The organism is Micromonospora sp. NPDC049529 (genome assembly GCF_055586685.1).
Genome location: NZ_JBVJHT010000004.1, coordinates 52,990 through 78,032 on the forward strand (window position 1 = coordinate 52,990; position 25,043 = coordinate 78,032).

26 protein-coding genes are annotated in these 25,043 nt (G+C 71.3%); 11 read left to right on the plus strand and 15 right to left on the minus strand.

Annotated elements, in window-relative coordinates; genetic code table 11:
* Window positions 1-127: 127 nt before the first annotated feature.
* Both ACZ6QQ_RS07825 and ACZ6QQ_RS07830 read right to left on the minus strand, forming a co-directional pair.
* Window positions 128-517, minus strand: a complete 390-nt coding sequence (locus tag ACZ6QQ_RS07825) for a hypothetical protein (protein WP_465875513.1) — start codon at window positions 515-517, stop codon at window positions 128-130.
* A 32-nt stretch (window positions 518-549) separates the two neighbouring features.
* Entirely contained in the window at window positions 550-1,401 is an 852-nt protein-coding gene (locus ACZ6QQ_RS07830; protein WP_465875094.1) for a GNAT family N-acetyltransferase, read from the minus strand.
* A gap of 41 nt (window positions 1,402-1,442) precedes the next feature.
* Here ACZ6QQ_RS07830 and ACZ6QQ_RS07835 point away from each other — a divergent pair, with 41 nt between their 5' ends.
* The 4 genes from ACZ6QQ_RS07835 (at window position 1,443) to ACZ6QQ_RS07850 (ending at window position 4,407) form a co-directional block, all read left to right on the plus strand.
* Window positions 1,443-1,835, plus strand: a complete 393-nt coding sequence (locus ACZ6QQ_RS07835; RefSeq protein WP_465875095.1) for a YidH family protein — start codon at window positions 1,443-1,445, stop codon at window positions 1,833-1,835.
* Window positions 1,832-2,233: a DUF202 domain-containing protein gene (locus ACZ6QQ_RS07840; RefSeq protein ID WP_465875096.1), complete on the plus strand. Its 402-nt coding sequence runs from the start codon at window positions 1,832-1,834 to the stop codon at window positions 2,231-2,233. Before ACZ6QQ_RS07835 ends, ACZ6QQ_RS07840 begins: the two co-directional genes overlap by 4 nt.
* Window positions 2,234-2,260: 27 nt before the next feature.
* Window positions 2,261-2,665: a PLD nuclease N-terminal domain-containing protein gene (locus ACZ6QQ_RS07845; protein WP_465875097.1), complete on the plus strand. Its 405-nt coding sequence runs from the start codon at window positions 2,261-2,263 to the stop codon at window positions 2,663-2,665.
* 224 nt (window positions 2,666-2,889) lie between these two features.
* Window positions 2,890-4,407: a DUF6020 family protein gene (locus ACZ6QQ_RS07850; RefSeq protein WP_465875098.1), complete on the plus strand. Its 1,518-nt coding sequence runs from the start codon at window positions 2,890-2,892 to the stop codon at window positions 4,405-4,407.
* On the opposite strand, the gene ACZ6QQ_RS07855 is transcribed toward ACZ6QQ_RS07850, so the two are convergent.
* Window positions 4,390-6,036 carry an acetolactate synthase gene (locus ACZ6QQ_RS07855; RefSeq protein WP_465875099.1) on the minus strand — a complete coding sequence of 549 codons (1,647 nt, stop codon included), beginning with the start codon at window positions 6,034-6,036 and terminating at the stop codon, window positions 4,390-4,392. The two genes, ACZ6QQ_RS07850 and ACZ6QQ_RS07855, sit on opposite strands and share 18 nt — an antisense overlap.
* A gap of 114 nt (window positions 6,037-6,150) precedes the next feature.
* Window positions 6,151-6,924, minus strand: coding sequence for an enoyl-CoA hydratase-related protein (locus tag ACZ6QQ_RS07860; RefSeq protein WP_465875100.1), 774 nt, complete (start codon window positions 6,922-6,924; stop codon window positions 6,151-6,153).
* 92 nt (window positions 6,925-7,016) lie between these two features.
* Here ACZ6QQ_RS07860 and ACZ6QQ_RS07865 point away from each other — a divergent pair, with 92 nt between their 5' ends.
* Window positions 7,017-7,490, plus strand: a complete 474-nt coding sequence (locus ACZ6QQ_RS07865; protein ID WP_465875101.1) for a DUF6232 family protein — start codon at window positions 7,017-7,019, stop codon at window positions 7,488-7,490.
* A gap of 62 nt (window positions 7,491-7,552) precedes the next feature.
* On the opposite strand, the gene ACZ6QQ_RS07870 is transcribed toward ACZ6QQ_RS07865, so the two are convergent.
* Entirely contained in the window at window positions 7,553-9,562 is a 2,010-nt protein-coding gene (locus ACZ6QQ_RS07870; protein WP_465875102.1) for a PrsW family glutamic-type intramembrane protease, read from the minus strand.
* The gene (locus ACZ6QQ_RS07875; RefSeq protein ID WP_465875103.1) at window positions 9,559-10,119 is read right to left on the minus strand and encodes a hypothetical protein; all 561 of its coding nucleotides are present in this window, start codon (window positions 10,117-10,119) and stop codon (window positions 9,559-9,561) included. Before ACZ6QQ_RS07875 ends, ACZ6QQ_RS07870 begins: the two co-directional genes overlap by 4 nt.
* 207 nt (window positions 10,120-10,326) lie before the next feature.
* Here ACZ6QQ_RS07875 and ACZ6QQ_RS07880 point away from each other — a divergent pair, with 207 nt between their 5' ends.
* Window positions 10,327-10,809 (plus strand): DUF6232 family protein, encoded by a 483-nt coding sequence (locus tag ACZ6QQ_RS07880; RefSeq protein ID WP_465875104.1) that lies wholly within the window; start codon window positions 10,327-10,329, stop codon window positions 10,807-10,809.
* A gap of 154 nt (window positions 10,810-10,963) precedes the next feature.
* Complete coding sequence (locus ACZ6QQ_RS07885; protein ID WP_465875105.1) at window positions 10,964-11,668, plus strand: hypothetical protein; 705 nt, start codon at window positions 10,964-10,966, stop codon at window positions 11,666-11,668.
* Window positions 11,669-11,692: 24 nt separating this feature from the next.
* Here ACZ6QQ_RS07885 and ACZ6QQ_RS07890 read toward each other — a convergent pair whose 3' ends face one another.
* Window positions 11,693-12,559 (minus strand): polysaccharide deacetylase family protein, encoded by an 867-nt coding sequence (locus tag ACZ6QQ_RS07890; protein ID WP_465875107.1) that lies wholly within the window; start codon window positions 12,557-12,559, stop codon window positions 11,693-11,695.
* A 59-nt stretch (window positions 12,560-12,618) separates the two neighbouring features.
* Window positions 12,619-13,023, minus strand: a complete 405-nt coding sequence (locus ACZ6QQ_RS07895; protein WP_465875108.1) for a YccF domain-containing protein — start codon at window positions 13,021-13,023, stop codon at window positions 12,619-12,621.
* Between the two features lie 226 nt (window positions 13,024-13,249).
* On the opposite strand from ACZ6QQ_RS07895, the gene ACZ6QQ_RS07900 reads away from it, so the two are divergent.
* Window positions 13,250-14,785, plus strand: coding sequence for a hypothetical protein (locus ACZ6QQ_RS07900; protein WP_465875110.1), 1,536 nt, complete (start codon window positions 13,250-13,252; stop codon window positions 14,783-14,785).
* A gap of 22 nt (window positions 14,786-14,807) precedes the next feature.
* Here ACZ6QQ_RS07900 and ACZ6QQ_RS07905 read toward each other — a convergent pair whose 3' ends face one another.
* Window positions 14,808-15,716 carry a ribokinase gene (locus ACZ6QQ_RS07905; RefSeq protein WP_465875111.1) on the minus strand — a complete coding sequence of 303 codons (909 nt, stop codon included), beginning with the start codon at window positions 15,714-15,716 and terminating at the stop codon, window positions 14,808-14,810.
* Window positions 15,717-15,793: 77 nt separating this feature from the next.
* On the opposite strand from ACZ6QQ_RS07905, the gene ACZ6QQ_RS07910 reads away from it, so the two are divergent.
* A complete protein-coding gene (locus ACZ6QQ_RS07910; protein WP_465875112.1) occupies window positions 15,794-16,780 on the plus strand; it encodes an LLM class flavin-dependent oxidoreductase in 987 nt (328 codons plus the stop codon).
* Here the strand turns inward: ACZ6QQ_RS07910 and ACZ6QQ_RS07915 are convergent, their stop codons facing one another.
* From ACZ6QQ_RS07915 to ACZ6QQ_RS07935, 5 genes are all read right to left on the minus strand, one after another.
* Entirely contained in the window at window positions 16,781-17,254 is a 474-nt protein-coding gene (locus tag ACZ6QQ_RS07915) for an SRPBCC family protein (protein WP_465875113.1), read from the minus strand. It lies immediately after the preceding gene.
* Window positions 17,251-17,739 (minus strand): MarR family winged helix-turn-helix transcriptional regulator, encoded by a 489-nt coding sequence (locus ACZ6QQ_RS07920; protein ID WP_465875114.1) that lies wholly within the window; start codon window positions 17,737-17,739, stop codon window positions 17,251-17,253. The genes ACZ6QQ_RS07915 and ACZ6QQ_RS07920 overlap by 4 nt, the downstream gene beginning before the upstream one ends.
* 3 nt (window positions 17,740-17,742) lie before the next feature.
* Window positions 17,743-18,675, minus strand: coding sequence for an N-acyl homoserine lactonase family protein (locus ACZ6QQ_RS07925; protein WP_465875115.1), 933 nt, complete (start codon window positions 18,673-18,675; stop codon window positions 17,743-17,745).
* Window positions 18,676-18,818: 143 nt separating this feature from the next.
* Window positions 18,819-20,453, minus strand: coding sequence for a cellulase family glycosylhydrolase (locus tag ACZ6QQ_RS07930; protein ID WP_465875116.1), 1,635 nt, complete (start codon window positions 20,451-20,453; stop codon window positions 18,819-18,821).
* Window positions 20,454-20,601: 148 nt separating this feature from the next.
* Window positions 20,602-21,528 (minus strand): ABC transporter ATP-binding protein, encoded by a 927-nt coding sequence (locus tag ACZ6QQ_RS07935; protein WP_465875118.1) that lies wholly within the window; start codon window positions 21,526-21,528, stop codon window positions 20,602-20,604.
* Between the two features lie 55 nt (window positions 21,529-21,583).
* Here ACZ6QQ_RS07935 and ACZ6QQ_RS07940 point away from each other — a divergent pair, with 55 nt between their 5' ends.
* Window positions 21,584-22,738: an ATP-binding cassette domain-containing protein gene (locus ACZ6QQ_RS07940; RefSeq protein ID WP_465875119.1), complete on the plus strand. Its 1,155-nt coding sequence runs from the start codon at window positions 21,584-21,586 to the stop codon at window positions 22,736-22,738.
* Complete coding sequence (locus tag ACZ6QQ_RS07945; protein WP_465875120.1) at window positions 22,735-23,739, plus strand: ABC-2 family transporter permease; 1,005 nt, start codon at window positions 22,735-22,737, stop codon at window positions 23,737-23,739. Before ACZ6QQ_RS07940 ends, ACZ6QQ_RS07945 begins: the two co-directional genes overlap by 4 nt.
* A 68-nt stretch (window positions 23,740-23,807) precedes the next feature.
* Here the strand turns inward: ACZ6QQ_RS07945 and ACZ6QQ_RS07950 are convergent, their stop codons facing one another.
* Complete coding sequence (locus ACZ6QQ_RS07950) at window positions 23,808-24,794, minus strand: golvesin C-terminal-like domain-containing protein (RefSeq protein WP_465875514.1); 987 nt, start codon at window positions 24,792-24,794, stop codon at window positions 23,808-23,810.
* Window positions 24,795-25,043: the final 249 nt, after the last annotated feature.

Here is a 25,043-nt window from a genome sequence, read left to right on the forward strand (position 1 = left end):
CCTTAACGATCGGTCAACCATGGCGCGTTGTGGAGTTGCCCACCCGCTATGTTACCTACCAGTAGCTTCGCTTTCCCGGGCACTCTGGGTGACACAGCTCACCGCCACCCAGCCCTGCCGGGTCGGCTCACGAGACGGCCAACGCGTCCCTGATCTTGTCCAGCATCGCCGCCTCGGCCGCACTCACCCCGTCCGAGGCCCGCGCCACCTCGTCTCCGGCCCGCAGCACCGTGTGCCGGTAGTTCTCCAGCTCGTCCGGTGCCTTGGCGCGCAGGATCCGGACCGCGCTGCGCAGCGCCGGCAACGCCACCGCCTCCACCTCGGCCGGCTTCAGCTCACCCGGATGGTCCGGCGTGAACCGGGGCAGGCCACCGGTCGTCAGCACCTCCCGGACCAGGCCGGTGCTACCGGCGATCGCGTTGGAGGCGGCGAAGCTCTCCCTGACCATGGAGAGGACGCCGGGATCGGCATTGGAGACCAGGAAGACCGCGCCGAACGCCGCCCTCTTGAGGGTCATCCTCTCCTCATCGGTGAGCGCTTCGGACACGGTTAAGGAGTGTAGACGTACGGGGTGGTCGAGGTGACCGCGACAAACCCGAGTCGCTCCAGGATCGGTCGACTGTCCGGCGAGGCGTCCACCTGCAACAGGGTGTAACCCCGGGCGTCGGCCAGCCGCGCCCGGTAGACCACCAGCGAACGGTAGATACCCCGGTTGCGCCAGTCCGGCAGGGTCGACCCGCCCCACAGGGTGGCGAAACCGGTGCCGGCGACGTACCGGATCCAACCGGCGCTCACCACCCGGCCCGACTCCACCTCCTCGGCCACCACCACGGTCAGCGACTGCGGCCAGACCTCCGAACCGTCCGCGCCCGCCCCGGCGTGCGAGACCGCCGGATCCACCGCCAGCTCCCGCTCCAACGCGTCGGCCAGCCAGTCGCGCGGCTCACCCCAGACGACCGACTCCATCTCCGCGATCCGGTCCAGGTCCGCGCGGGCGGTCACCTCACGCAGCCGTACGCCCGCGGGCGGCACCGGCAGCGTGGCCGACAGGGCCGCGACCGGGCCGATCACCACGGTCTCCTCGTCCTCGGGCACGAACCCGGCGGCCCGCAGCCGATCCGGCAGGTCCGCCGGCTCGTCGTGCCCGTGCAGCTTCCACTCCACCGACTCGCCCCGCGCCGCGAAGACGTCCCGCTGTCGGTTGATCAGCTCGTCCAGCGCCGCACCGGTCAGCCCGTCGAGGTCCCGGTAACCGAGGAAGCCCCCGTGGTCGAGACCGAGGAACCGCAGCAGCGGCCCGTCCCGTTCCACCGTCACCCCGGCCGGCACCGGGTCCGGCACCCGCGCCCGCAACTGGTTGTCGTACGCGGTCCGCAGCGTGGAAACGTCCAGATCAGTCACCCACCCAGGCTACGGGCGGCGTCGACCGGATAATTCGGGTCGTGCGCGAAACGATCAGGCAATGGTGGAACCCGGAGCGGTTGCAGCAGGTGGGCACCCGGCCGGACTACCGGTTCTCGCTGGCCAACGAGCGCACCTTCCTGGCCTGGCTGCGTACCGGGCTGGCCCTGATCGCCGGTGGGTTGGCGATCGCCCAGTTCCTGCCCCCGCTGCCGATGACCCACCTGCGCGAGGCGATCTCCGTCGCCCTGCTGGTCCTCGGCGGCGCGGTCGCGCTGCACGCCGTCGACCGCTGGGTACGCACCGAGCGGGCCATCCGGCTCGGCGCCGAACTGCCGCCCTCCCGGTTTCCGGCCCTGCTCGCCGTCAGCGTCGCCATCGGCGCGTTGCTGCTGCTCGCCACGGTGCTGCTGAAAGTCGTCCGAGGCTGGTGAACCGGGAACCCGACCAGGGGCCGGAACAACCGGACCGGAGCCCCGACCGACCAGCGGAACAGCCGGACCGAAAACCCGACCGACCGGCGGAACAGCCGGACCGGGATCCCGGGCTGCAACCGGAACGGACCCGGCTGGCCCGGCGACGTACCGGGCTGGCGTTTGCCGCAGTCGCCGTGCTCACGGTACGGCTGGCCCTGCACGAGCCTGGCGGCACCATGTTCGCCCTGGTCAGCGGCCTGGCGGCCGGGCTGCTGCTGATCGGTGGCGCCGTCGCCCGGCGGGCGAGCCGCCACCCGTCCCGACCGTCCGGCGGCCGGACCATGCCCCTGCTCGCCCTGGTCACCGTCGGGTACGCCGCACTCGGTGTGTTGCTGGTGCTCGGCGCACTAGGATGAGATGACCCGGTGGGTCATCATTGCCCCATGGTTCGCGTGATGTTATTTGTCTTTGTCGCGCACGTCGTCCTAGCCGCGTGCGCATTGATCAGCTGTCTCAGCGCGGACAAGGCAGACATCCGCGCTCTACCCCGGTTCGCCTGGGTGCTCGTCATCCTCATCCCACTGATCGGTCCGATCGCCTGGTTCGCCGCCGGCCGCCCGGTCCGCAACCCCCACCGTGGCGCCCCCGGCGCTCGCGGCCCCCAACAGCGTCGGCCGGTCGCCCCCGACGACGACCCGGAATTCCTCACCTCGCTCACCGCCGAACAGGCGAAGAAGGACCGGGAACTCTTCGAACGCTGGGAAGAGGACCTGCGCCGCCGCGAGGGTGAGATCCGACGCCGGGAGAACGGCGAGCCACCGGTGGAGGAGAAACGACCCGAGGCGTAACCGGAGCCGACCGGGTCGCCTCTGCGGCAGCCGGACGGAATTGGGCGGTCGCGCGACGGCACCGGGCAGCGGGCGGTTTCGCGGGACGAGGGCCGGGTTGTCCGGATCGCCGGCTCCGATTCTCCCGGTGGAGTCGGGCGGCCGTACCATGGCGCCTTGCCCCGCGCCCGGCACCGGAGCGCGGGGGTCCCGGTGCCCGCGAGACGCTCGGAGAGACGGCGGAGATGGACGACGACGCATCGGCCGAGCCCGGCCACCGACCGGCCACCGACCCGCCCGTCACGACCCGGCGAAGCCCGTTGCGCCGTGACCGGCTGCCGGTGTACGCGCTGGTCAGCTTCGCGGCCACCCAGCTCGTCCTGCTCTTCTGGTGGGTCGCCTACTACCCCGGCCTGTTCAGCCCCGACTCGCTCAACTACATGTGGCAGTCGACCACCGGCAACTGGAACACCCACCACCCGATCACGTACACCGCGCTGGTCTGGGTCTCGCTCCAGCTCACCGGCGGGGTCGGCGCGCTCACCCTGCTCCAGACGGTGGCCCTGGCCGCCGGGTTGGCGTACGCGGTGACCGGGCTGCGGCGGCTCGGCGGCCCCGGCTGGGCCTGGACGGCCGCCGCCGTCGTCGTGGTCGCCCTGCCGCCGGTCGGCTCGTTCGTGCTGGCCGTCTGGAAGGACGTGCCGTTCGTCGTCGTCCACGTCTTCCTGCTCGGCACGATCGCCCGCCTGGTCGCCCGCCGCCGGGCCGGCGACACCCCCACGATGCCCCGGAGCCTGTTCCTCGCCCTGCTGGCCGAACTGACCCTGCTCTGCCTGTTCCGGCAGAACGGGTTCATCGTGACCGCCGTCCTGATCGTGGTCTGCCTGCTGGTGCTCCGCACCACGGCGGTACGGATGATCGTCGCCGGGGTCACCGCCATCACCGTCGCGCTGCTCACCAACTGGCTGCTGCTGCCCGCCCTCGGCGTACGCGACGCCGGCTCCCTGGTCGCGTTGGAGACGCTCTTCGGTGACATCGCGGTCGGGTACGCCGACGACCCGTCCGGTTTCCCGGCCGCCGACACGGCGGTGATGGCGCAGGTCGCGCCGCTGACCCACTGGCGGGAGTCGGCGGACTGCTACTCGGTGGACCCGACCGTCTGGTCCCCCGCCTTCGACCGGACCGCCGCCGCCGAGCACAAGTCGGAACTCGTGTCGATCTGGTGGCGGCTGCTGGAGCGCTCACCCGGCACGGTGCTCGGCTCCCGGTTCTGCCGCAGCTCGCTCGCCTGGAATCCGGCGTCGACCGGGAACGTCGCCCGCAACCCGAACCCGTGGTCGGTCAAGGCGTACGTCCAACGGGACCCGCTCTTCCGGGCCAGCCCCGCCGGGCACGACGCCTACTCCGCCCCGCGCAGCCAGGCCGTCGCCGACCTCGCGGTGCAGCTCAACGCGCGCACCGCCGGGCCGGAGTGGCTGTGGTGGCGCGGGGCGAGCTGGGCGTACGTGGCCTACCTGGTGGTCGGGCTGGTCGCCTGGCGGCGCCGGGACCTGGGCGTACTCGCCCTGGCGAGCCTCACCGCCGGAAACCAGCTCTCGGTGCTGGCGATCAACAACATGCAGGGCGCCCGCTACATGTTCGCCCCGTACGTGCTGGGCATCCTGCTGCTCCCGCTGGCGCTGACCGCCCGCCGCCCGACCGGGTCCGCGCCGGAGCCGGAGCCGGTCGAGACGGAGCCGGTCGAATCAGGCCAGGCTGGATGAGCGCGGGTACGCGTCCGCCGGATCGGTCAGCACGTTGACCAGGTACGGCACCCCGGAGTCGAAGGCCCGCTGCAACGCCGGACGCAGGTCACCGGCCTTCGACACCGTCTCCCCCGCCCCGCCGAGCGCGGTCACCACGTCGTCGTAGCGCAGCTCGGGTTGCAGGTCGGCGGCGACGTCGTAGCCGTACATGGCGTTCATCGGGTGCTTCTCCAGCCCCCAGATGCCGTTGTTGCCGACCACGATCACCACCGGCAGCTTCTGCCGGGCCAGCGACTCGACGTCCATCAGCGAGAAGCCGGCCGCCCCGTCACCCATCAGCACGCAGACCTGACGGTCCGGGTGGGTGACCCGGGCACCCATCGCGTAACCCATGCCGGTGCCGAGGCAGCCGTACGGGCCGGGGTCGAGCCAGGTGCCGGGCATCGACGGTTCGAGGTAACGGCCGGCGTACGAGACGAAGTCGCCGCCGTCGCCGATGGTGACCGCGTCCGGGTCCAGCACCCGGCGCAGCTCCCCGTAGACCCGAGCCGGTCGGATCGGGTCGGACTCGGCCGCCATCTCGTCCGCGTCGCGCTTGCGCGCGGCGTTCTCCACCGACCGCAGGTCGGCGATCCAGCCGGCGTGGTCCTCCCGGTCACCCCGGTGGTCGGCCAGCGCGGAGAGGATCAGCCGCAGGTCACCGGCGGGACTGACGGCCGGCTCGACGTGGGTGGCCCGCTGGGTGGGCGCGTCCACGACGTGTACGAGTTGGGCGTCGCCGAAGTCGCCGAAGCCCAGCCGGAAGTCGAGCGGGGTGCCGACCACCACGATCACGTCCGCGCCGTTGAGCGCGGTCCGGCGGGCCTTGGTGAAGGCCAGCGGGTGCTCCGGCGGGAGCGAACCGCGTCCCATGCCGTTGGTGAAGACCGGGACCTGCAACGCCTCGGCGGCCTCCCGCAGGGCGGCGGTGGCGTCGGCGGCGTACACGTCCGAACCGGCGATGATCACCGGGCGCTGCGCCCCGGCGATCAGCCGGGCCGCCTTCGTCACCTCGTCGTAGTCGGGTTCGAGCGGGGCGATCGCCGCCGCGGTCGGCGCGACCGACTCGCCGACCGAGAAGACCACCTCCAGCGGCAGGTCGAGGAAGACCGGGCCACGGTGCGGGCTGAGCGCGGCCGTCAGCGCCGTCTCGATCGCGCCGGGGATCTCGTCGGTGTCGAACACGGTGGCGGCGTGCTTGGTGACCGGGGTGACCAACGGCAGGTGGTCGATCTCCTGGAGGCTGCCCGAGCCCCAGCGGAACGCCGGTGCCCTGCCTCCGACCACCAGCACCGGTGAGCCGTTGAAGTGGGCGCTGGTCAGCCCGGAGATGCCGTTGGTGACGCCGGGGCCGGCGGTGAGCACGGCCAGTCCGGGCCGGCGACGCAGCTTGGCCACCGCCTCGGCGGCGAAGACCGCGGACTGTTCGTGGCGTACGTCGACGATCCGCATCGGCGGTCGCCCGGCGGCGTCGACCTCGCTGCGGTGCGCGGCGTCGTAGAGCGGGAAGACATGGCCGCCGGAGAGGGTGAACATCTCGGTGATGCCGTACGCCCGCAGCGCCGCCACCGCCAAGTCGCCGCCGTGACCTTCGATCCGCTCCGTCATCGCCGCTCCCTCATCGTCGCCGTGGGTGCACAGGTTATCGGCCGACCCGGAAAAGATGAAGAAGACTCGCCTCTCCGGGTCGGGCCGTTTCGCCCGGTACCGCCCGACCGCGAATCAGCGGCCGGTGAAGTCCGGCTTACGTTTCGCCACGAAGGCGGCCATGCCCTCGCGCCGGTCGTCGGTGGCGAACAGCGCCGCGAAGAGCTGGCTCTCCCAGGCCAGACCGGAGGCCAGGTCCATCTCCAGGCCGCCGTCGACCGCCAGCTTCGCCGCCCGCAGCGCCTGCGCCGGACCGGACACGTACGGCTGGACCAGCGCGACCGCCTCCGCGTACACCCGGTCGGCCGGAACCACCCGGTCGACCAGCCCGATCGCCAGCGCCTCGGTGGCGTCCACCATCCGCCCCGACATGATCAGATCCTTGGCCCGCGCCGGGCCGACCAACCGGGCCAACCGCTGGGTGCCACCGGCACCGGGGATGATGCCGAGCTTGATCTCCGGCTGGCCGAGCTTCGCGTCGTCGGCGGCCACCCGCCAGTCACAGGCGAGCGCCAGTTCACAGCCGCCACCGAGGGCATAGCCGGTGATCGCCGCGACCACCGGTTTGGGGATCCGGGCGATCGCGCCGAGCGCGCTGGAGAGTTCGACCGCGCGGGCCGCCATGTCCACGTACGACATGTCGGCCATCTCCTTGATGTCCGCGCCGGCGGCGAAGACCTTCTCGCCGCCGTAGACTATGACCGCGCGGACGTCGGGGTCCGTGGTGACGGCGGCGGCAGCGGACCGCAACTCCTCCTGCACCGTGGTGTTCAGCGCGTTCATCGGCGGTCGCTCCAGCCGGATCGTGCCGATACCGTCGCTGATCTCCAGCCGGACGAAACCGCCCACACTCCACCTCCACATCGAAGTCGCGTACCCACAGTACGACCCCACTCGTTGGGCAGTTTGTCTGGTGTCCCCGTGACCAGGACGTGAAGAAAATGATCACCTATTACGACGACCGGTCCGTACGGGTCACCTCCGAGGCGATCCGGGTCGGCGAACGCGCCTATCCCCTGCCCGAACTCGCCGAGATCTGGCACCAGCGCGGCACCCGCTCCTGGCGGGTACTCGCCGGCCGGGGCGCGCTCGGCTTCGGGCTGATCGGTCCGGTGGTCGCCGCCGTACTCGGCATCGGCCTCGCGATCCGCTTCCACTCCTCGTTCACCGTCACGATCGCACTCATCGGCGCCTGCTGCCTGGTCGGGTTCGCCGTCGGCCCGGTCGCCGACCTCCTGCTCGAATTCCTGGACCGGTCGTACACCCGAGGCTCGCACCGGCTGGAAATCTGGGTGCGCTGGCACGGCGAACCGATCCGGGTCCTCCAGACCCACGACGCGCTGAAGTTCGGTCAGATCTACCGGGCGCTGCAACGGGCCGTCGAGCAGCGACAGCGGCCCAACCGCTCCCGCTGACGGCGACCCGCCGCCGCCCGTCCCGCTCGTGCGCTGACGGCAGCCGCCACCACCCGTTCCGCTCAGATCATGTCGGGGAAGAGCGCGAGCGCCAGCATGCTCGCGAGCCAGCAGTAGGCGCTCGCCGCCACCGCTATCGTCGCCAACCGCAGCTCCCGGGGCACCGGTTCGTGCCGCCGCGCGGCCGCGACCAGCGGCACCGCGACCAGCAACCCGGCGACCGGCACCGCCGGCCACGCCACCAGTCCGGCCGCGGCCAACCAGAACGCCGTACGGGTCGACCAGCCCGGCGCCGGCGCCGGTACCGCAGCGGCAGCCGGAACAGCCGGTGATCCGGTCAGCTCCCCCAGCACCGCCCTGGCCTGCGCCAGCTCGGCGGTACGACGCTGGAGCGCCGACACCTTCGGCGGCGCCCAGCCCGGCTCCGTCCAGCCACCCGACGGTCTGCCGTACGCCGACACCGGAGGCATTCCCGCCGGCACACCCGCCCACGGCGCAGGCGGCGGCCCGACCCACGGGGTGGGCTGGACACCGCCCCCGGCACCGGCCGGCGGCCAGACCCACGGTGGCGGCGGGCCGGCCGGCGGACCCCAGGGCCAGCCCGGCGGTGGCGGCGTACCCGGCGCCACCGGCACCCCGGGCCGCAACTCCGCCCAGGGTGGCGGCACCGGTGCGGCCCACTGGACCGGCTGGACCGGAACGGGCTGGACCGGAACGGGCTGGACCGGCTGGACCGGCTGAACCGGAACCGGCTGGACGGGCGAAGCCGGCGGCGCGGTCGGGGCCGGCACTGCGGGCCAGACCGCAGGAGCGGGCGGGGGCGGCGTACCGGGCGGCCAGTGGTGGGGGACCGACCAGGGGTGGGGCGGTGGCAGGGCGTACCCGATCGGGTGGGGGGCGACCGGCGGCTGCGGCGGCAGGTCGACGAGCCGCAACTGGGCGCGCTGGACCCGGCGGGCCGCGCGACCTGCCCGTCGGCCGTGTGCCCGCGCGACCGACCTCGCCGCCCGGCCCCGGCCGCCGAGGGTGGCGACCGCCTCGGCCTCGTCGGCCGTCGCCAACTCCGGCCCGGCGCCGCGGAGCCGGTCCGCGAGCCGGCTCGCGTCCGCCCGGCGGAGCGCGGCGAGCCAGTGGAACGAGGCAGCGCCGGGAATGCCGATCACCACGAGGTAACCGGTCAGCACGGCGAAACCGGGCAACTGGTCGAGCACGTCGGACACCACGAACGCCACCGGCGAGTTCACCGCCGCGTGGGTCAGCCAGGCGAGCGCCTGGGCGCCGACCAGGATCCCCACCCGCCGGGCCCGCGTCCGGTCGGTCCGCACCACGAAGTACGCGACCCCGGCACCGGCGACGGCGGTGAAGAGCGGATGACCGACCGCACCGGGCAGCATGAACCGCAGCACCAGCATCCGCAGCGCCTCGCCGACCGCGTCCGGCAGCGTGTCGTCGGCCGCCATCACGGCGTACCCGAAATCCTCCACGACGGCGAAACCCAGCCCGACGATCGCCCCGTAGACCGCACCCGCGGCGACCGTACGCAGGTACGGGCGGGCGGCCAGGAACAGGAACACCACCCCGGCGACCTTGGCCAACTCCTCAGCCGGCGGGGCGACGATCATCGCGCCCCAGACACCGGCGAACTCGGGCGAGAACAGCCGCCCGAGCAGGTTGTCGAACGTGTAGTCGGCGGACCCGCCGACCAGCACCGAGACCGTCGCGCCCCAGAGCAACGCCAGCCCGACCAGCCACCAGGGCCGGGTGCCCAACCGGTCCAACCACCGGATCAACAGCAGGACGAGGACCGCGTACGCGGTGACCAGCGGCGCCCCGGCCAGGGCCGACCACGGGGCGACAAGGCCGAGGAGGGCCCCGCCGACGAGCGTGACCACGGTGGCGATCCCGGTGACGGCGAGCAGGATCCAGAAACTCGGCGTACGGGCCAACGACCACGGCCGGTTCACCGTACCGCCGCTGTTCACGGTGCCGCCGCTGTTCACGGTGCCGCCGCTGTTCACGGTGCCGCCGCTGTTCACGGTGCCGCCGCTGTTCACGGTGCCGCCGCTGTTCACGGTCCGGCCGCCGGGTCGATCTCGATGCTGGTCACCGCTGCCCAGACCGGTGCCGGTAGGTCGCCGCACTCCGCCGCCGGAGTCGCCAGTACGACGACACCGACCGACCGCGCGGTGAAGATCGCGTAGCAGGCGGAGGCGATGCCGGCGAACTCGTCGCCGCGCAACGAACCGCGTTCACCGGACACCCCGGAAGTGCTGGCGACCCGCTCCGGGGCGCCGACCGGTCGCAGCCAGTCGTCCCGTTCGAGCTTGTAGCGGACGTGCGCGACGTACGGCTCGACGTCGCCACGGAACTGCTGGGCGGTCAGCCGAAGCTGTACCCCGTCGGCTTCCAGGGTCACCGCACCGGTGCCCGGTCGGGAGTCGGACAGGTCGAGCCGGGCACCCGGTGGCGGGGCGATGGTGGCGCCGAAGCCGATGTCGACCCGTTCCCGCCCGGACAGTGGTGCGCCGTCGCCGGGCAGCGGCAGTGCCACCAACGCCGGCACCGCCACCAGGGCGCCGAGGCCGGCCAGCAGCAACAGGGCGTACCACGCGTTCTTCCCGCCCGTCACGCGTCTCTCCCGCCCACCACGCCCACCGCACCCCTTGTCGTACGTCCGTCGCCGGTCGCGACGAACCGGTCGGCCCGTACTCGCGCGGCGTGCGCCCACGCTACCGATCACGGTCAATGCCAGAAGACCCGACCGAGGGGCTTGATCGACAGTCGTCGTTGCCGTGAAGGCGGACGATGCTGTTGACAGGCACGCTTTGCTTGAGTGGTGACGGTCTATTACCGGGACGACACGGTGCAGGTGACCTCCGAGTTGGTCCACGCCGGCGGTCACCGGGTGCCGGTCGCCGAACTGACGTACGTCTGGCACACGCGCGGCCGGGGTTCGCTGCGGTCACGCTCGCGGTTACTCGGGCGCGGGGCGCTGATCTTCCTGCTCTCGGTCCCGCCCCTGATCGCGACGATCTGTGTCGTCTCGCTCGCCTACGCCGCCCAGGACCGGGGCAACTGGCTGCTCGCCGGGGCGATCCTCGGTGTCTGTGTGGTGGGCGCACTCGCCCTGATGCCGTTCCTGGAGGTGCCGCTGGGCTGGCTGGACCGCTCCTACGACCGGGGCTCGGGCGTCTACGAACTCTGGGTACAACGCCAGGGACAGGAGCTGATGCTGTTGCAGATCTCCGACGCGATGCGCTTCGGCCAGATCTACCGCGCCGTGCAGCGCGCCGTCGAACAGCACGGCGACCGCCCCTGAGCCGACCAACCACCGGTACGACCCGCGTCCGACCGGCCGACCCGACCGCCGCTCGGTCGGACAACACTCGGTCGGACAACACTCGGTCGGACAAGACTCGCTCGGACAACACTCGGTCGGGCGACACTCGATTCGGCGACGCACAATTGCGGGCATGGTGCTCCCCCTCCCCCGGCCCGCCGCCCTGCTCGACCTGACCAGATTCGCCGTCGGCCAGGCCGCCGACGCCGCGACCACGGTCGCCGGCCTACCCGCCCGCGCGTTCGGCGTACTCGACGCCGCCGAGGTGTTGGTACGACGGATCGGCACCGTGCTGGACCGGGTCGAGACCGCGCTGGACCGGATGGAGTCCACACTGGAGCGCACCGACCGGATCGTCGGCTCGGCGGAGCAGGCCGTCGAGCAGGTCCAGTCGCTCAGCACCCGTGCCGCCGCCCCGATCGACGAGGCGGCCCGGGTCGCGGCGGCGGCCGCCGTGGTGGTCGGCGAGGCGGAGCGGGTCGCCGGCCGGGCGGCGGCGACGATGGCTCGGGCCGAGGTGACCATGGGTACGGTCGACGAACTGCTCACCGCGTACGCCACGACGCTGCGCAAGGGTGCGCCGATGGCGAGCCGGTTCGTCGAGCAGCTCACACCGGAGGAGGTCGACGCGGCGATCCGCCTGGTCGACGAGTTGCCGAAGCTGACCGGGCACCTGACCGCCGACGTACTGCCGATCCTCGCCACCCTGGACCGGGTCGGCCCGGACATCCACGACCTGCTCAACGTCACCCGCGACCTGAAGCTCGCCATCGCCGGCATACCGGGCCTGGCCATGCTCCGCCGACGCGGCGAGGGACGCTCACCCGACGAGAGCTGAGACGGCCCGGATGGCGACCGGTCGTCAGCGGATGTAGTCACCCAGTACGGCCGGGGTCAGCCCGGCGGCGTGGATGGCGTTCAGGGCCGCGAGGAAGTCGTCGACGAACCGCTCCCGAAAGTGCATCAGGATGATGTCGCCGGGCTGGATCTTGTGTTCGCCCTGGTAGCGCACCTTGCCCTTGTCCACCGACTCGGTCCAGAAGAACGCCGCCTTCAGCCCGCAGTCGCGGGTGGCGCGCAGCGTGGTGGCGTCCTTCTCGCCGAACGGTGGCCGGAACAGCACCGGGCGGCGGCCGTAGAGCCGGGCGAGTTGGTCGGCCGAGCCGCAGATCTCCCGCCGCTGGGTCGCGTACGACTTCCCCCGGAGTCCCTGGTGGGTGACGGTGTGCGCCTCGATCGCCACCTGCGGCGCGGCGAGCTGGAGTTGCCGGAAGTAGTCCGGGTTCTCGTGGATCGCGTTGATGGTAAGGAAGAGCGTCACCGGCACCTGCGCCTCGGCGAGCAGTTGCCGCGCCTCCGGCCGCTTGATCCAGCCGTCGTCGATGGTGATGAACGCCACCGGCTGGGTGGTCGGGATGCGCGAGTACCAGCCGGCCGACGCTCCGGCCGGAACGGTCACCGGTTCCGGCGTCGGTGCGACCGGAAAGCGCGGCAGTCGGGCCGTGTAGACGCCGGCCGGGGTGACCGAGGCGGTGGGCCGGGCGGTCGCCGGGGCCGTCGGGAGGGCGGTCCGGGCCAGCCGGGCGGTCGCCGGGTCCGGGCCGCCGCCCGGCCCCGGTACCGCGACGAGCAGCCCCACCGCGACCAGCGCCACAACCACCATCACCACAACCGTCCACTGTGGCCTGCCCCGGCCCGGCACCCGCTCGGGTCCGCCCCCATCGCTCATGACGCGGGAGCGTACGCCGAACCCGTCAGGAGGTGGTGACCCGTCGGGGAACTACGACGCTAGACCGCTGCCGGACGGCGCAGATCGTCGATCTCGACCACCTCGCGCCCCAACGGCCAGAACGCCGCCGGTACGAGCTTGAAGTTGGCGATCCCGAACGGGATCCCGATGATCGTCACGCAGAGCGCGGCACCTGCGAGGATGTGCATCAGCGCCAGCCACCAGCCGGCCAGGACGACCCAGAGCACGTTCGCCACCCCCGACCCGATTCCGGCACTCGGCTTCGGGGTGAGCGTCCGACCGAACGGCCAGAGCGAATAGTAGGCCAACCGCAGCGACGCCACCCCGAACGGGATCGTCACGATCAGCACGAAGCAGATCAGCGCCGCGATGCCGTACCCGATCGCGAGCACGAAACCGCTGCCGAAGATGAGCCAGAGGATATTGAGGATGAACCGCACCATGCCCTCATAGTGCTCCCCGCACACAAACCGGCCACGCCGCGTTCCGCCACCGGCACGTTCCGCCACCAGCCCTTTCGCCGACTGACCGGTGCGGACCGCCCGGCACGGCGGGCATCGGGGCACCTTCGACAAAGGACCTTATTGTGTCCGGAAACGCCGCGTCTCCGGAACGCCGCCACGATCCGACCCGATCGACCAGGGACACAAAGTGATCATTCTGGATAACATGACCCTGCAGGGGGCAGCGCGCGCACTGGATCCCGACGTCGGACGCCAGAGATCCTGGGAGGACCGGGACCGTAGCAGGAACAAGTGGGACTACGACGCGAACGAGGCCATCCAGGTCGCCGTCGACCTCATGTGCCTGTCCCAGCTGTGCCACGCGGTGGTGTTCCACGACCACATCTCGACCGTCGACGACGATTTCGTCGGCCGCTGGAAGACCGAGAACTGCCCACTCGACAACCTCGCCGAGATCGTCGCCCCCGTTCCGATCGGCCGGGCGAAGGCAGCCGCGCTGCTGAAACAGGCACTCGGGAACGCCGTACGGACGGCCGCCACCCAGGAATTCAACCGCTACGTGGACGTGCTCGCGCGGGAGGAGTTGACGAGCACCTTCCTGCGCATCAGCAACGGCTACTTCGAGACGGGATACTCGGACCCCGGAATATTCGAAGACCTTCGCCCGACGCACGAGTACTCGGAACGTATACCCGAGCTCCGGAGGGAGGCGGAGAGACTGCTCCAGGAGGCCGTATCCCTCCTGAGCGAGCCGACCGCCACCCGCCACCGCCTGCGAAACCTGCTCCCGGCGGCGCGGACCGCGATGGTCGCGTGGGACAGGAAGCGGCACGCCCGGTTGCTCGACTCCCACTTCGAGGATCTCATGATCACCGGTTCGAGGATGCGGTGGTACGGGTCCGACGGAGCGGCCAACTACCCGTTCGCCCGCCTCGGCCTGCCCGAATCCGACCGCTTCGAGGCGATCGAGGGCGCGAAGGACCTGGTCCGGAACATCACCGCGGCAAACTACTACGGAACCATCGCGAGAGACCTGGGGGCGCAGTACCTCCCGCACCCGCTCCGCGCGCCCTTCAGCATCGTCGCCAGCGGCGGGCCACCCACGCGGGGCGGCGTGAGCGAGGAGACCATCGTGGCCAGGATGCAGCTCGCCCGTGCCGCCCGCGCCGCGAGGATCAACGAGCTCGTCTCCACCGGCAACAGCTCCGGCGGCGCCCTCTACGTCGACCTGGCCTTCCCCTTCGCGCTGGCCCTGGTCCTGGAGGAGGCACGGAGCCCGGAGGACTTCGTACGACAGCTCCTGATAATCCGCGACGGCAAGCCCGCCCGGAGGATCCGGCGCTGGTTCACCCGCTTCGCTGAGGAACTCCAGTCGGGCAGCCTGTCCCTCGGTGAGATCGAGTCGAGGGCGGGGGCTTTCGAGCGGCCGATCGCCACCTGGATGGAACAGGCCCCCGGCGGGGACGGTCCCGTACCGAGCCCGATCACGATCGGAATCAACCTCGGGTTCCTCGCCGTCGAGAAGGGCGTACGGTTCCGGCGACCGAGTCTGGCGCTGCGGGAGTTCCGCCTGATCCAGGACATGGCGCGGATCAGCGACGCCTCACCCCGGCTCGGCCCCGCGCTGCGCCGAGTCTTCGGCGACGAGGTGGCGCAGGCCTGGTCCCGGAGTCAACTGCTGCTGCGGCAGAGCCACGAACCCGACTCGCCCAGCATCCTGGACAGACGCACCGGCTACTGAACCACGCCCACGGACCGCCGTCTCACTCCCGGCCGGAGGCGGTCGCGAAGAGCGCGTCGATCTCGTCCCGGCGGGGCAGCGAGGCGGAGGCGCCGATCTGGCGGGCGCAGGCCGCACCGGCGGCACAGGCCCAGCGGACCGCGTCGACCAGCTCCCGCCCCTCACCCCAGGCCACCGCGAGCGCGCCGGTGAACGCGTCCCCGGCCCCGGTCGAGTCGACCGCGTCGATCGGGAACGCGGGAATCCGGACGTCGGTGCCGTCCCGGTCGCCGTACCAGGCGCCCGCCGCGCCGAGGGTCAGGACCGCCCGGGGTACGGCAGCCAGCAGCGCCGCCGGATCCTCCCGGCCGACCCCGCTGATCGCCAGCGCCTCACCCTCGTTGACCACGAGCAGGTCGACCAGGTCGAGCAGTTCGGTCGGCAGCTCCCGGGCCGGGGCGGCGTTCAACACCACCCGGGTACCGGCCGCCCTGGCCGCACGGGCCGCCTCAAGCACCGTGTCGAGCGGGATCTCCAGCTGCGTGACCAGCACGTCCGCCCGGCGTACGGCGGAAAGCTCCGGCTCGGTCAGCGCGGTGAACGCGGCGTTCGCCCCCGGCGCGACCACCACCGTGTTCTCCCCGGCGGCGTCGACGGTGACCACGGCGACACCCGAGGCGCCGTACACCACGCGTAGTTGACCGGTGTCGACGCCGGAGGCGGCGATCCGGGCCTTGAGCGTCACGCCGAACGAGTCGGAACCGATCGCGCCGAGGAAGACCCCGGACGCACCGGCGCGGGTGGCGGCGATGGCCTGGTTGGCGCCCTTGCCGCCGGGCACCATCACAAAATCGGTGCCGAGCACCGTCTCCCCGGCCGCCGGCAGCACCGGCGTCATGGCGACCAGGTCCATGTTGGCGCTGCCCACGACAACGACCCGGGGTCGGCTCACGGGCACCTCCTGCTGACGGGACGCGGACCACGATTCTAAAGGCGGCGGTTGCGGGCGATTTCTGGCAGGCTGCCGGGATGGGAGAGACGGCAATCGGGGTCATGTACCGCTGCGACAGCCCGCCGGAGCAGCTTCCGGCGTACGCCCGGCTGGTGGAACGGCTCGGCTACGACGAACTGTGGGTGGTCGAGGACTGCTTCTTCACCGGGGCGGTGTCGGCCGCCGCGGTCGCCGCCTCGGTCACCGAGACGCTCAGGATCGGCATCGGCATCCTGCCCGCCGCGTTCCGTAACCCGGCCCTGGCGGCGATGGAGCTGAGCAACCTGGAGCGGCTCTTCCCCGGCCGGATCCTGCCCGGCTTCGGCCACGGCATGCCGGACTGGGTACGCCAGGTCGGCGCCCACCACCCGTCCCCGCTGGCGGTGCTCGGCGAGACGGTCAGCGCCGTACGCGCCCTGCTGGCGGGCGAGACGGTCACCGTCGACGGCCAGTACGCCAAGCTGGACAACGTCAAGCTGGCGTTCCCGCCGGCCGAACCGCCCCTGATCTCGACCGGCGTACGCGGCGCGAAGTCGTTGCGGCTGTCCGGGCAGGTGGCGGACGGCACGATTCTGGCCGAGTGCGCGAGTCCGGCGTACCTGCGCTGGGCCCGGGACCTGATCGACGCCGGCCGACAGGACGCCGGCCGGCAGGACGAGCCGCACCGCCTCACCGTCTACGGTTTTCTCGACTTCGACGAGAGTCGGTCCAGCGCCCGCCGGGCGATCGCCGGCCGCTTCCTCGGCGGCCCGCCACTCTCCCCCGCCGACGACGACCTGGCCGGGGAGATCGCCGCCCTGGTAGCCGCCCACCCACGGGTGGAGCAGCTCGCCGAGGCACTGCCGGAGCACTGCGTCGACCGCTTCGCGATCGCCGGCACTCCCGACCAGTGCGCCGCCTCCCTCAAGTCCCTGACCGAAGCCACCGCAGACTCGGTGGTCCTCATCCCGCCCAGCGACCCCCAACTGGCCGTAACCCAAATCACCCTGGCCGCCCCCTCCCTCCTCCCCACCCCAACTCGTTGATCATGAAGTTAGCGCGGACTCCGGCGCCGGAAGTTGCGCCAACTTCATGGTCAACGGCGATTCGGGCGCGGGCGATCGGGTGGGTGAGCGTTGGGCGAGGCGGTCCAGGCGGAGTTCGGCTACGCCGGCGAAGGCGGAGCGGAGTGCTCGGGCCACCGGTCCGCTGTGGCTGAAGTCGTGGGTGACTAGGGTGGCCTGGCCGTGGGCTTCGAGGTGCCAGGCGCCGGTCTCGCGAAACCCGGGGAACCGCCAGGTCAGCCCGATGTCGTACGCCCCGATCTCGGTGTACTCAAGGTAGCCGCGCATCCCGCCTCGGATGGTCAACGGGTACCGCTCACCCATGGTGGCGGTGGCCGGGGCATCGAGTGCGACGAACGCCGAGTTCCACTCGGGCAGGCGTGCCGCCTGGAGCAGGATGTCGCGGACCCGGGGCAGCTCTGCCCGGATCAGACGTCGAGCCTCTTGGGTGGTCATGACTTCTCCTTTGCGGATGGGTCCGGACGGACCGGTTCGGTGCGCCGCAGGACGGCACGGCCGGAGGGTTGGTCGCCGGTGAGGGCACGCAGATAGTTGATGACTTCGTCGAGGTCGATTCCGGTGCCGGCGGCGTCGAGGAACTCGTACAGCCGCTCCTCGACGTCGGCGACCCGGTCGGCCACGTCGCGGCCCCCGGGGGTGAGGGTCAGCTCGACGGTGCGCCGGTCGTGGGGCACCTCGACCCGGTCGACGAGGCCCGCCGCCACGAGTCGGTCGACGAGCCGACTGGGGTTGGTGCCGCTCTCGCAGACCAGCAGTTCGCCGAGCCCGCCGAGGGTGAGTGGTTGCCGGTCGGCCAGCAGGCGCAGCACCTCGGCCTGCGACGGGGTCACCCCGAGCGGGCGCAGGTTCTGGGCGAGCAGCCGGTTACCTTCGCGCTGGGCGGCCAGGATCAGGAACCGCAGTTGTTCGGCTTTCCGCACCGGTCAGCCCGCCGTCGTCACACCGGCCATCGCCACACCGGCCTGCCTGGCCCAGGAACTGCCGGAGAGGTGGCCGCCCGCGGCGGGATCGTGTGCGGGCAGGATCGCGAGGTCCGGATACCGGCCGCGCAGGGTGTTGATCGCGCGGCTCGTCTCGCGCAGCCGGGCCCGTTCGCCGACACCGGGAATGTGGCCGTCCTGCATGAGGTGCACGTCGTAGGTCACGTCACCGACCATCAGCAGCGGGGTCGCGCCGGGCTGGCGTACGAGCAGCGACAGTGATCCGGGTGTGTGACCCGGAGTGGGCAGCAGCACGAGGGTGCCGTCGCCGAAGAGGTCGTGCGCCGAGGTGAACGGCGCGAAAGCGGGGTCGTCCGTCGGGCGGGGCGTCACCTGCCGCCAGCGCAGACCGGGCAGGTTGATGTGACTGGTGAGCATGCCGCGATTTTCCGGGTTCGGTTGGTGCAGGTCGTCCCACTCGCGCTGGTCGACGACGATCTCGGCGTGGCGCAGCTCGGCAAGGCCGCCGATGTGGTCCTGGTGTAGGTGTGACAGCACGACGGTGTGCACGTCGGCGATGTCGTAGCCGATGCTGGCCAGTCGGGCGGTCAGCGTCTGGTCGGGGTCGATCTGGAACCGGGCGAGCCGGCGGTAGATCAGTCCGGTGAGGCCGGAGGTCGGGAAGTAGTCCGGGTCGGTGACCGAGGCCCGGTCCTGCCCGGTGTCGAACAGAACCAGACCGTCCTCCCTCTCGATCACGTAGACGTTGATCGGCCGCGGGTCGGTCCACTTGCGTGAGGTCATCAGCCACCACAGGAACGGGGTGCCGTCCGACCGCACGTGCTGCGGCCGGATGTCCACCGTCCCGGTGCTGACCACCGAAACCGCCTTGATCGGGTTACTGAGCCTGGGCGCCACCACCACGTTCTGTGTCATGTCATTAGATTACACGACACACAATCCCCCGCAACCCCCACCGCGCACCCGGATGGGGGCGGCACTTGTAGAGAAAGAGTGGCTATCCGCGCGCGGATAGCCACTCTTTCTCTACATTTGTGACGATCTTGCGGCGGGGGGGGCTAGGTGGTGGGGAAGGTGTCGGGGGTGCGGGTGCGGTCGCGGATCCAGATGCCGGCTGGTTTGAGGACGGCGGTGCCGGCGTAACTGGTGCCGTTGCAGGTGCCGGTGTTGAAGACGGCACCGGAGCGGAAGTCGTCAGAGAAGTTCCAGTTGACCCAGCTGATCTGCTTGGTCGCCATCAGGTCGAGGTACGCCTGCGCCTGGGTGAAGTTGTTCGCACCGTCGCCGGAGGCGGTCTGGGTGCCGAACTCGGTGACGAACATCGGGATCCGGTCGGCGGCCCGGCTCAGCGCGTTCAGGTACGACGCCCCGTGCGACGCGGCGTAGAAGTGGAACGTGTACATGATGTTGGTGGCGTTGACCGGGTTGTTGATCACCTCGGTCTCGCTGGCCCCGTCGGAGAGGCCGAGCGAGGACCAGGCGCGGGTGCCGACCAGCACCACACCGTCCGGGTCCTGGGCGCGGATCACCGGGATGATCTGCTCGGCGTACGACTTGATTGCCGGCCAGCCGACGCCGTTCGGCTCGTTCGCCACCTCGTACAGGATGTTGGTCTTGTCCTTGTGCCGGCTGGCGATCTCGGTGAAGAAGGTCCGGGCCCGGCTCAGGTTGACGTTCGGGTCGCCGGGCGTGAGCATGTGCCAGTCGACGATGGCGTACATGCCACGGGCGGTGGCCCGCTCGATGTAGTCGTGCACCCGGTCGGTGAAGCCGCGCGGGTCGGTCTCGTAACCGCCCTCCTGGATGTACATCGAGATGCGCAGCACGTCGGCCCGCCAGTCGGTGGCGAGCGCGTCGAGCGAGTTGTTGTTGACGCACTGGGAGTACCACTGGATGCCGTGGGTGCTCATGCCGCGCAGCTGGATCGGGTGGCCGTACCGGTTGCAGAGCTTGGTGCCGCAGACCCGGAGCTGGCCGTTGATCGCCGCCGGGGTGCTGCCTCCGCCACCGCCGGGGGCGGTGGTCGCGGTGACCTGGTTGCTCGCCGCCGACAGGTTGCCGGCCGCGTCGCGCGCCCGGACCGTGAAGGTGTACGCGGTGGCGGCGGTCAACCCGCCGACGGTGCCGGTGGTGCCGGTGACCGTGGTTGCCAGGGTCCCGCCCCGGTAGACGTCGTAGCCGGTCACGGCGGTGTTGTCGGTGGCGGCGTTCCAGGCGAGCGAGACGCTGGTCGAGGTGACCGAGGTGCTGCGCAGGTTGCCGGGAACGGTGGGCGGTGCGGTGTCGCCGCCGCCGCCACCACCGCCGGTGCAGGAGGTGCCGTTGACGGTGCAGTTGGTCGGGGTGCCGGTGCCGGCGACGGTGAAGCCGAAGGTGGTGCTGGCACCGGCGGCGAGGGTGCCGTTCCAGGACACGTTGCCGAAGCTGTGGTGGTTACCGGAGCTGGTCCGGGTGGCGTCCCACGAGCTGCCGATGGTGGAGCCGGCGGCCAGGTCGAACTCGACCCGCCAACTGGTGATCGTGCTGGCGGTGTTGTTGCGTACGGTGAACAGCGCCTCGTAGCCGCTGCCCCAGTCCTGGGTCTTGGTGAAGCTGGCGGTTGCCGCGTACGCGCCCGGCGCGACGAGTACGGCGCAGGCCACGGCCAGTGCGGTGGCGGACACCAGCGTCACCAGTCGACGGAATCTGTTCATCCTGTTCCCCTGACGATCGGATCGATATGACGACACGTATCGATGAAGGAACAGTAAATTTAATTAACAGTCGCGTCAACATGACGACACTTGTCCATATTTGGCAAGTGTCGTCGGCGTGGTGTCCGGCGCCGCCGGCTCCCCCGGATCAGACGGCGCGGGCGGTGAAGCGGTCGCCGGAGCGCTCGACGGTCAGGTTCAGCCCGAACGTACGGGACAGGTTGTCGGCGGTGATCGTGTCATCGACCAGGCCCTGCGCCACGATCCCGCCCTCGCGCAGCAGCAGCGCGTGGGTGAAGCCCGGCGGGATCTCCTCGACGTGATGGGTGATCAACACCAGCGCCGGAGCGTCCGGGTCGCGGGCCAGTCCGGCCAGCCGGCCGACCAGGTCCTCGCGCCCACCCAGGTCCAACCCGGCCGCCGGCTCGTCGAGCAGCAGCAACTCGGGGTCGGTCATCAGGGCACGGGCGATCTGCACCCGCTTGCGTTCCCCCTCGGAGAGGGTGCCGTAGCGCCGATCAGCCAGCGCGGCCACACCGAACTGGTCCAGCAGTGCCCGCGCCCGCGCCTCGTCCACCGCGTCGTAGCTCTCCCGCCACCGGCCGACCACCGACCAGGCCGCGGTCAGCACCACGTCGCGTACGGTCTCGTCGGTCGGGATCCGCTCGGCCAGGCCGGCGGTGGTGAGCCCGATCCGGGTCCGCAGCTCGGCCAGGTCGGTCCGGCCGACCTTCTCGCCGAGCACGTGCACCGTGCCGCTGGTCGGGTGTGACCGGCCACCGGCCAGGTTGAGCAGTGTGGTCTTGCCCGCACCGTTCGGGCCGAGCACCACCCAGCGCTCGTCCAGTTCCACCCGCCAGCTCAGGTCCCGCAGCAGGTACGCACCGGTTCGGACCACGTTCACCCCGGCGAGGTCGATCACCAGGTCGTCGTCGGCCGGGCTCGGGGTCGGGCCGGCGGCAGCGGCACCGGCGACGTTGTGAACCAGGTCAGTAGGCACCCGTCCATCCAACCACGCACCCGTCGCCGCCCCCCACGGGCGGCGCCCTCCCCGTAAGGTGGGGCGCCGTGTCATTGATCACGTTGAACGGACCGGAGGTCCACATGGGCGGACGCGACGAGGGGGTCGCGTGAGCGCGGTCATCGAGATCGAGGGACTGCGTAAGAGTTTCCGCTCCGTGCGAGGTGCGGCGCGGGTCGCGCTCGACGGATTCGACATGCTGGTCGAGGCCGGACAGGTGCACGGTTTCCTGGGGCCGAACGGGTCGGGCAAGACGACCACCCTGCGTACGCTGCTCGGCCTGGTCCGGGCCGACGCCGGCCGGATGCTGGTGCTCGGCGAACCGGCACCCGAACGGTTGCCGGTGGTCGCGCCCCGGTTCGGCGCGATCGTGGAGAGTCCACAGTTCTTCGGCAACTTCACCGGCCGGCGTACGTTGCGACTGCTCGCCACGGCCGGCGGGGTGGAGCCGATCCGGGTGGACGAGGTGCTCGAACGGGTCGGTCTGCGGGACCGGGCGCAGGACCGGGTCAAGGGTTACTCGCTCGGCATGAAGCAGCGGCTGGCGGTCGCCTCCGCCCTGCTCAAGAGCCCGGAGCTGCTGATCCTCGACGAGCCGGCGAACGGGCTCGACCCGGCCGGGATCCGGGAGATGCGCGACCTGGTCCGTGACCTGGCCGCGGCCGGGGGCACCGTGCTGGTCTCCAGTCACATCCTGGCCGAGATCGAGCTGATCTGCGACCACGTCACCATCATCTCGCGCGGCCGGCGGGTCACCGCCGGCACCGTCGGCGAGGTGCTGGCCAACTTCGACCGGGGCGAATACCTGGTACGGGTCGACGACCAGCCCCGCGCCACGGAACTGGTCACGGCGGCCGGACACGACGTGGTCACGTACCCGGATCACCTGGTGGTGAGCGGGGTGACCGACGCCGCCGCGCTCAACCGCGTCCTCGGCGAGCAGGACCTCTGGGTACGCGAGCTGACCCCGCTCACCCCGGACCTGGAGAGCGTCTTCCTCGAACTCACCGGCACCGTGCCGCATTCCGGCGTCCCTCAGCAGGTAGACGACTCGGTGCTGCCGCAGCACGGCGACGACTCGGCGCTGCTACAGCACGGCGACGCCGGACACGATCGGCCGGCGGCGCAGATCGAGTTGGGCCTCACCACCGCCGCCCCTGCCGAGCCGGCGCGGACGGACGCGCCGACGCCGACGGACGCGCGGGCAGTGCCGGCCAGCGGTGCGGTAGCGCCGGCCACCACGGACGAGGGGACGAAGGCGTGAATCTGGCCCAGGCCGAGTTGGAGCGGCTCGGTGCCCGACGCTTCGTCCAGCTCATGCTGGTGCTGCTGGTGGCCGCGTTCGCCGTGACCGTCGCCACCACCATCGCCGGCTCGCACCAACCGAGCGTCGCCGAGGTGGAGGAGGCGCGCGACGACGTACGGCAGCAGGTCGTCGCGAACGAGCGCTGGGTTCGTGAGTGCCGCGAGAGTATGGCGGGGATCGCGCCGGGGCAGATCCCCGGGAAGAGCCCGGCCGACTGCGACGCCTTCATGTCCGGGCAGCCCCAGATCGAGGACTACCTGAGCGGGGTCTTCGTCTTCGAGCGACAGATGCCGGGGCTGATCTACTTCCTGATCACGTTCCTCGCCCTGTTCGGTTTCCTGGTCGGGGCGTCGTACATCGGTGCCGACCTGAACTCCGGCGGGATGACGAACCTGCTGCTCTGGCGACCGCAGCGGCTGACCGTACTCGGCGCCAAGCTGGGGACGCTGCTCGGCGGCGTACTCGCGGTGTCGATGGTCTCGTCGGTGCTGTACCTGGGCACGTTCTGGCTGGTCGGCGAGGTGCGCGGTTACCCCGGCACGCTCGACGCGGACTTCTGGAACATGATCTCGACCACCACCGTCCGGGGCTGGATCCTGACCATGCTGGTGACCGCGGCGGGCTTCGCGGTCGCGGTCCTGGGTCGGCACACCGCCGCCGCCCTGGGCGTGCTCGCCGGGTACGCGGTGATCTGGGAGGGCGGCGGCCGGATCGTCATGGAGATCATCGATGCCCCGCGCCCGGACGTCGTGATGCTCTCCAGCTATGTCGGTGCCTGGGTGCTCGGCCAGATCAGCCTCACCGACCAGGGTCTGGTCTGCGATCCCGGTCCCGGCGGCTTCTGCCAGACCTCGGAGTACATGCTGCACTGGCCGGCGGCGCTGCTGGTGCTGCTGGTCGTGGTGGGCGGCCTCGTGGCGGGCTCGTTCACCGCCTTCCGCCGACGGGACCTCGTCTGAGGGAGGGCACTGCCGTACGCGAGGAGGGTCCCCGTCCCGAAGACGGGGACCCTCCTCGCGTGCGTGGGTCAGACGCGGGTGACCCGTACGGCGTCGGCGATGACGTAGCCGGTGCCGGAGGCCCAGCGGCTCACCCCGACCTTGTTCGCGTCACCGGCGGCGAGGGTGAAGGTGCCCAGTGAGCGCCACTGCCCGCCGCCGCTGCGTTGGTTGACGATGACGGTCTGGTTGCCGCTCGGTGTGACCACCACGTACGGGGTGGAGCTGTTGTAACCGGGGTCGGCCGGGTACCAGACGTCGACCCGGTAACTCGCCGTCGCCGGGATGTCGAACCGGTACCAGGCCACGTCGCTGGCGGCGACCGGGTCCGCGTACCGGTAGTCGACGCCCTGGCGCTGCGCCGAGTACGTCGACACGCCCCAGTTGGCGCTGGCGGTGAACCGGCCCGAGGTGGTGTTGTCGACGGTGGCCGTCCAGCCACCACCGCCGCCACCGGAGCCTGTGACGTACTGCATGTAGGTGGTCCAGTTCCAGTACGGGCCGGGGTCGGTGTGGGTGGCGCCGGGGACCTGGTTGTGCCCGATGATGCGCGAGCGGTCCTTCGGGATGCCGTACTTGTCGCACAGGTGCCGGGTCAGCGCGGCCGAGGCCCGGTACATCGCGTCGGTGAACCACGATGCCTGGTTGACGTAGCCCTCGTGCTCGATCCCGATCGACTGGGTGTTGTACGTCCAGTTGCCGGCGTGCCAGGCGACGTCCTTGTCCCGTACGGACTGGGTGACGGCGCCGTCGGAGGAGCGGAACGTGTAGTGCGCGCTGACTCCGGCTGCGGGGTTCTGGAACCAGTTGACGGTGCCGGCGTACGACCCCTGGGCCACGTGGATGATCACGTAGTTGATCGGGTACGTCGACTCGCGGCTGGCCACGGTGTAGTTGCCCGAGTACGCCGGCGCCCAGGCGGCCGGTCCGTAGTCGGTGCTGAGCGTGCCCACCCCGCCGGTGGTGGAGGTGTCGGCCGAGCCGAGCGGGGCGACGGTGGCGTAGTCGCCCCGCAGCGGGGCGACCGCACGCGGGGCGACGCCGAACGCGGCCGAGGTGCCGGGCGACTCGGCGGAGGTGTCGAAGCCGGTGCCGAGCAGGTCGTAGACGGCGTCGGCGTAGAGCCGGGCGACGGCCGGGTCGGCGGCGCCGCCGTACCGGACGATCGGGAGGTACCAGTGGTTCACGTCGGTACGCTGCGCCGCGCTCAGCCCGGCCGCGTCGGCGTACGACCGGAGCACGGCTGCCGCGCCGAGGATGTTGGC

Bases quoted from the DNA above. Each gene is read 5' to 3' on its own strand.
- ACZ6QQ_RS07845 (WP_465875097.1), top strand. From the start codon at position 2,261: ATGGTTCGCGTGATGTTATTTGTCTTTGTCGCGCACGTCGTCCTAGCC.
- ACZ6QQ_RS07900 (WP_465875110.1), top strand. From the start codon at position 13,250: ATGACCCTGCAGGGGGCAGCGCGCGCACTGGATCCCGACGTCGGACGC.
- ACZ6QQ_RS07910 (WP_465875112.1), top strand. From the start codon at position 15,794: ATGGGAGAGACGGCAATCGGGGTCATGTACCGCTGCGACAGCCCGCCG.
- ACZ6QQ_RS07865 (WP_465875101.1), top strand. From the start codon at position 7,017: ATGATCACCTATTACGACGACCGGTCCGTACGGGTCACCTCCGAGGCG.
- ACZ6QQ_RS07935 (WP_465875118.1), bottom strand. From the start codon at position 21,528: ATGACACGGCGCCCCACCTTACGGGGAGGGCGCCGCCCGTGGGGGGCG.
- ACZ6QQ_RS07895 (WP_465875108.1), bottom strand. From the start codon at position 13,023: ATGGTGCGGTTCATCCTCAATATCCTCTGGCTCATCTTCGGCAGCGGT.
- ACZ6QQ_RS07825 (WP_465875513.1), bottom strand. From the start codon at position 517: ATGACCCTCAAGAGGGCGGCGTTCGGCGCGGTCTTCCTGGTCTCCAAT.
- ACZ6QQ_RS07855 (WP_465875099.1), bottom strand. From the start codon at position 6,036: ATGACGGAGCGGATCGAAGGTCACGGCGGCGACTTGGCGGTGGCGGCG.
- ACZ6QQ_RS07925 (WP_465875115.1), bottom strand. From the start codon at position 18,675: ATGACACAGAACGTGGTGGTGGCGCCCAGGCTCAGTAACCCGATCAAG.
- ACZ6QQ_RS07885 (WP_465875105.1), top strand. From the start codon at position 10,964: ATGGTGCTCCCCCTCCCCCGGCCCGCCGCCCTGCTCGACCTGACCAGA.
- ACZ6QQ_RS07850 (WP_465875098.1), top strand. From the start codon at position 2,890: ATGGACGACGACGCATCGGCCGAGCCCGGCCACCGACCGGCCACCGAC.
- ACZ6QQ_RS07890 (WP_465875107.1), bottom strand. From the start codon at position 12,559: ATGAGCGATGGGGGCGGACCCGAGCGGGTGCCGGGCCGGGGCAGGCCA.
- ACZ6QQ_RS07930 (WP_465875116.1), bottom strand. From the start codon at position 20,453: ATGAACAGATTCCGTCGACTGGTGACGCTGGTGTCCGCCACCGCACTG.
- ACZ6QQ_RS07915 (WP_465875113.1), bottom strand. From the start codon at position 17,254: ATGACCACCCAAGAGGCTCGACGTCTGATCCGGGCAGAGCTGCCCCGG.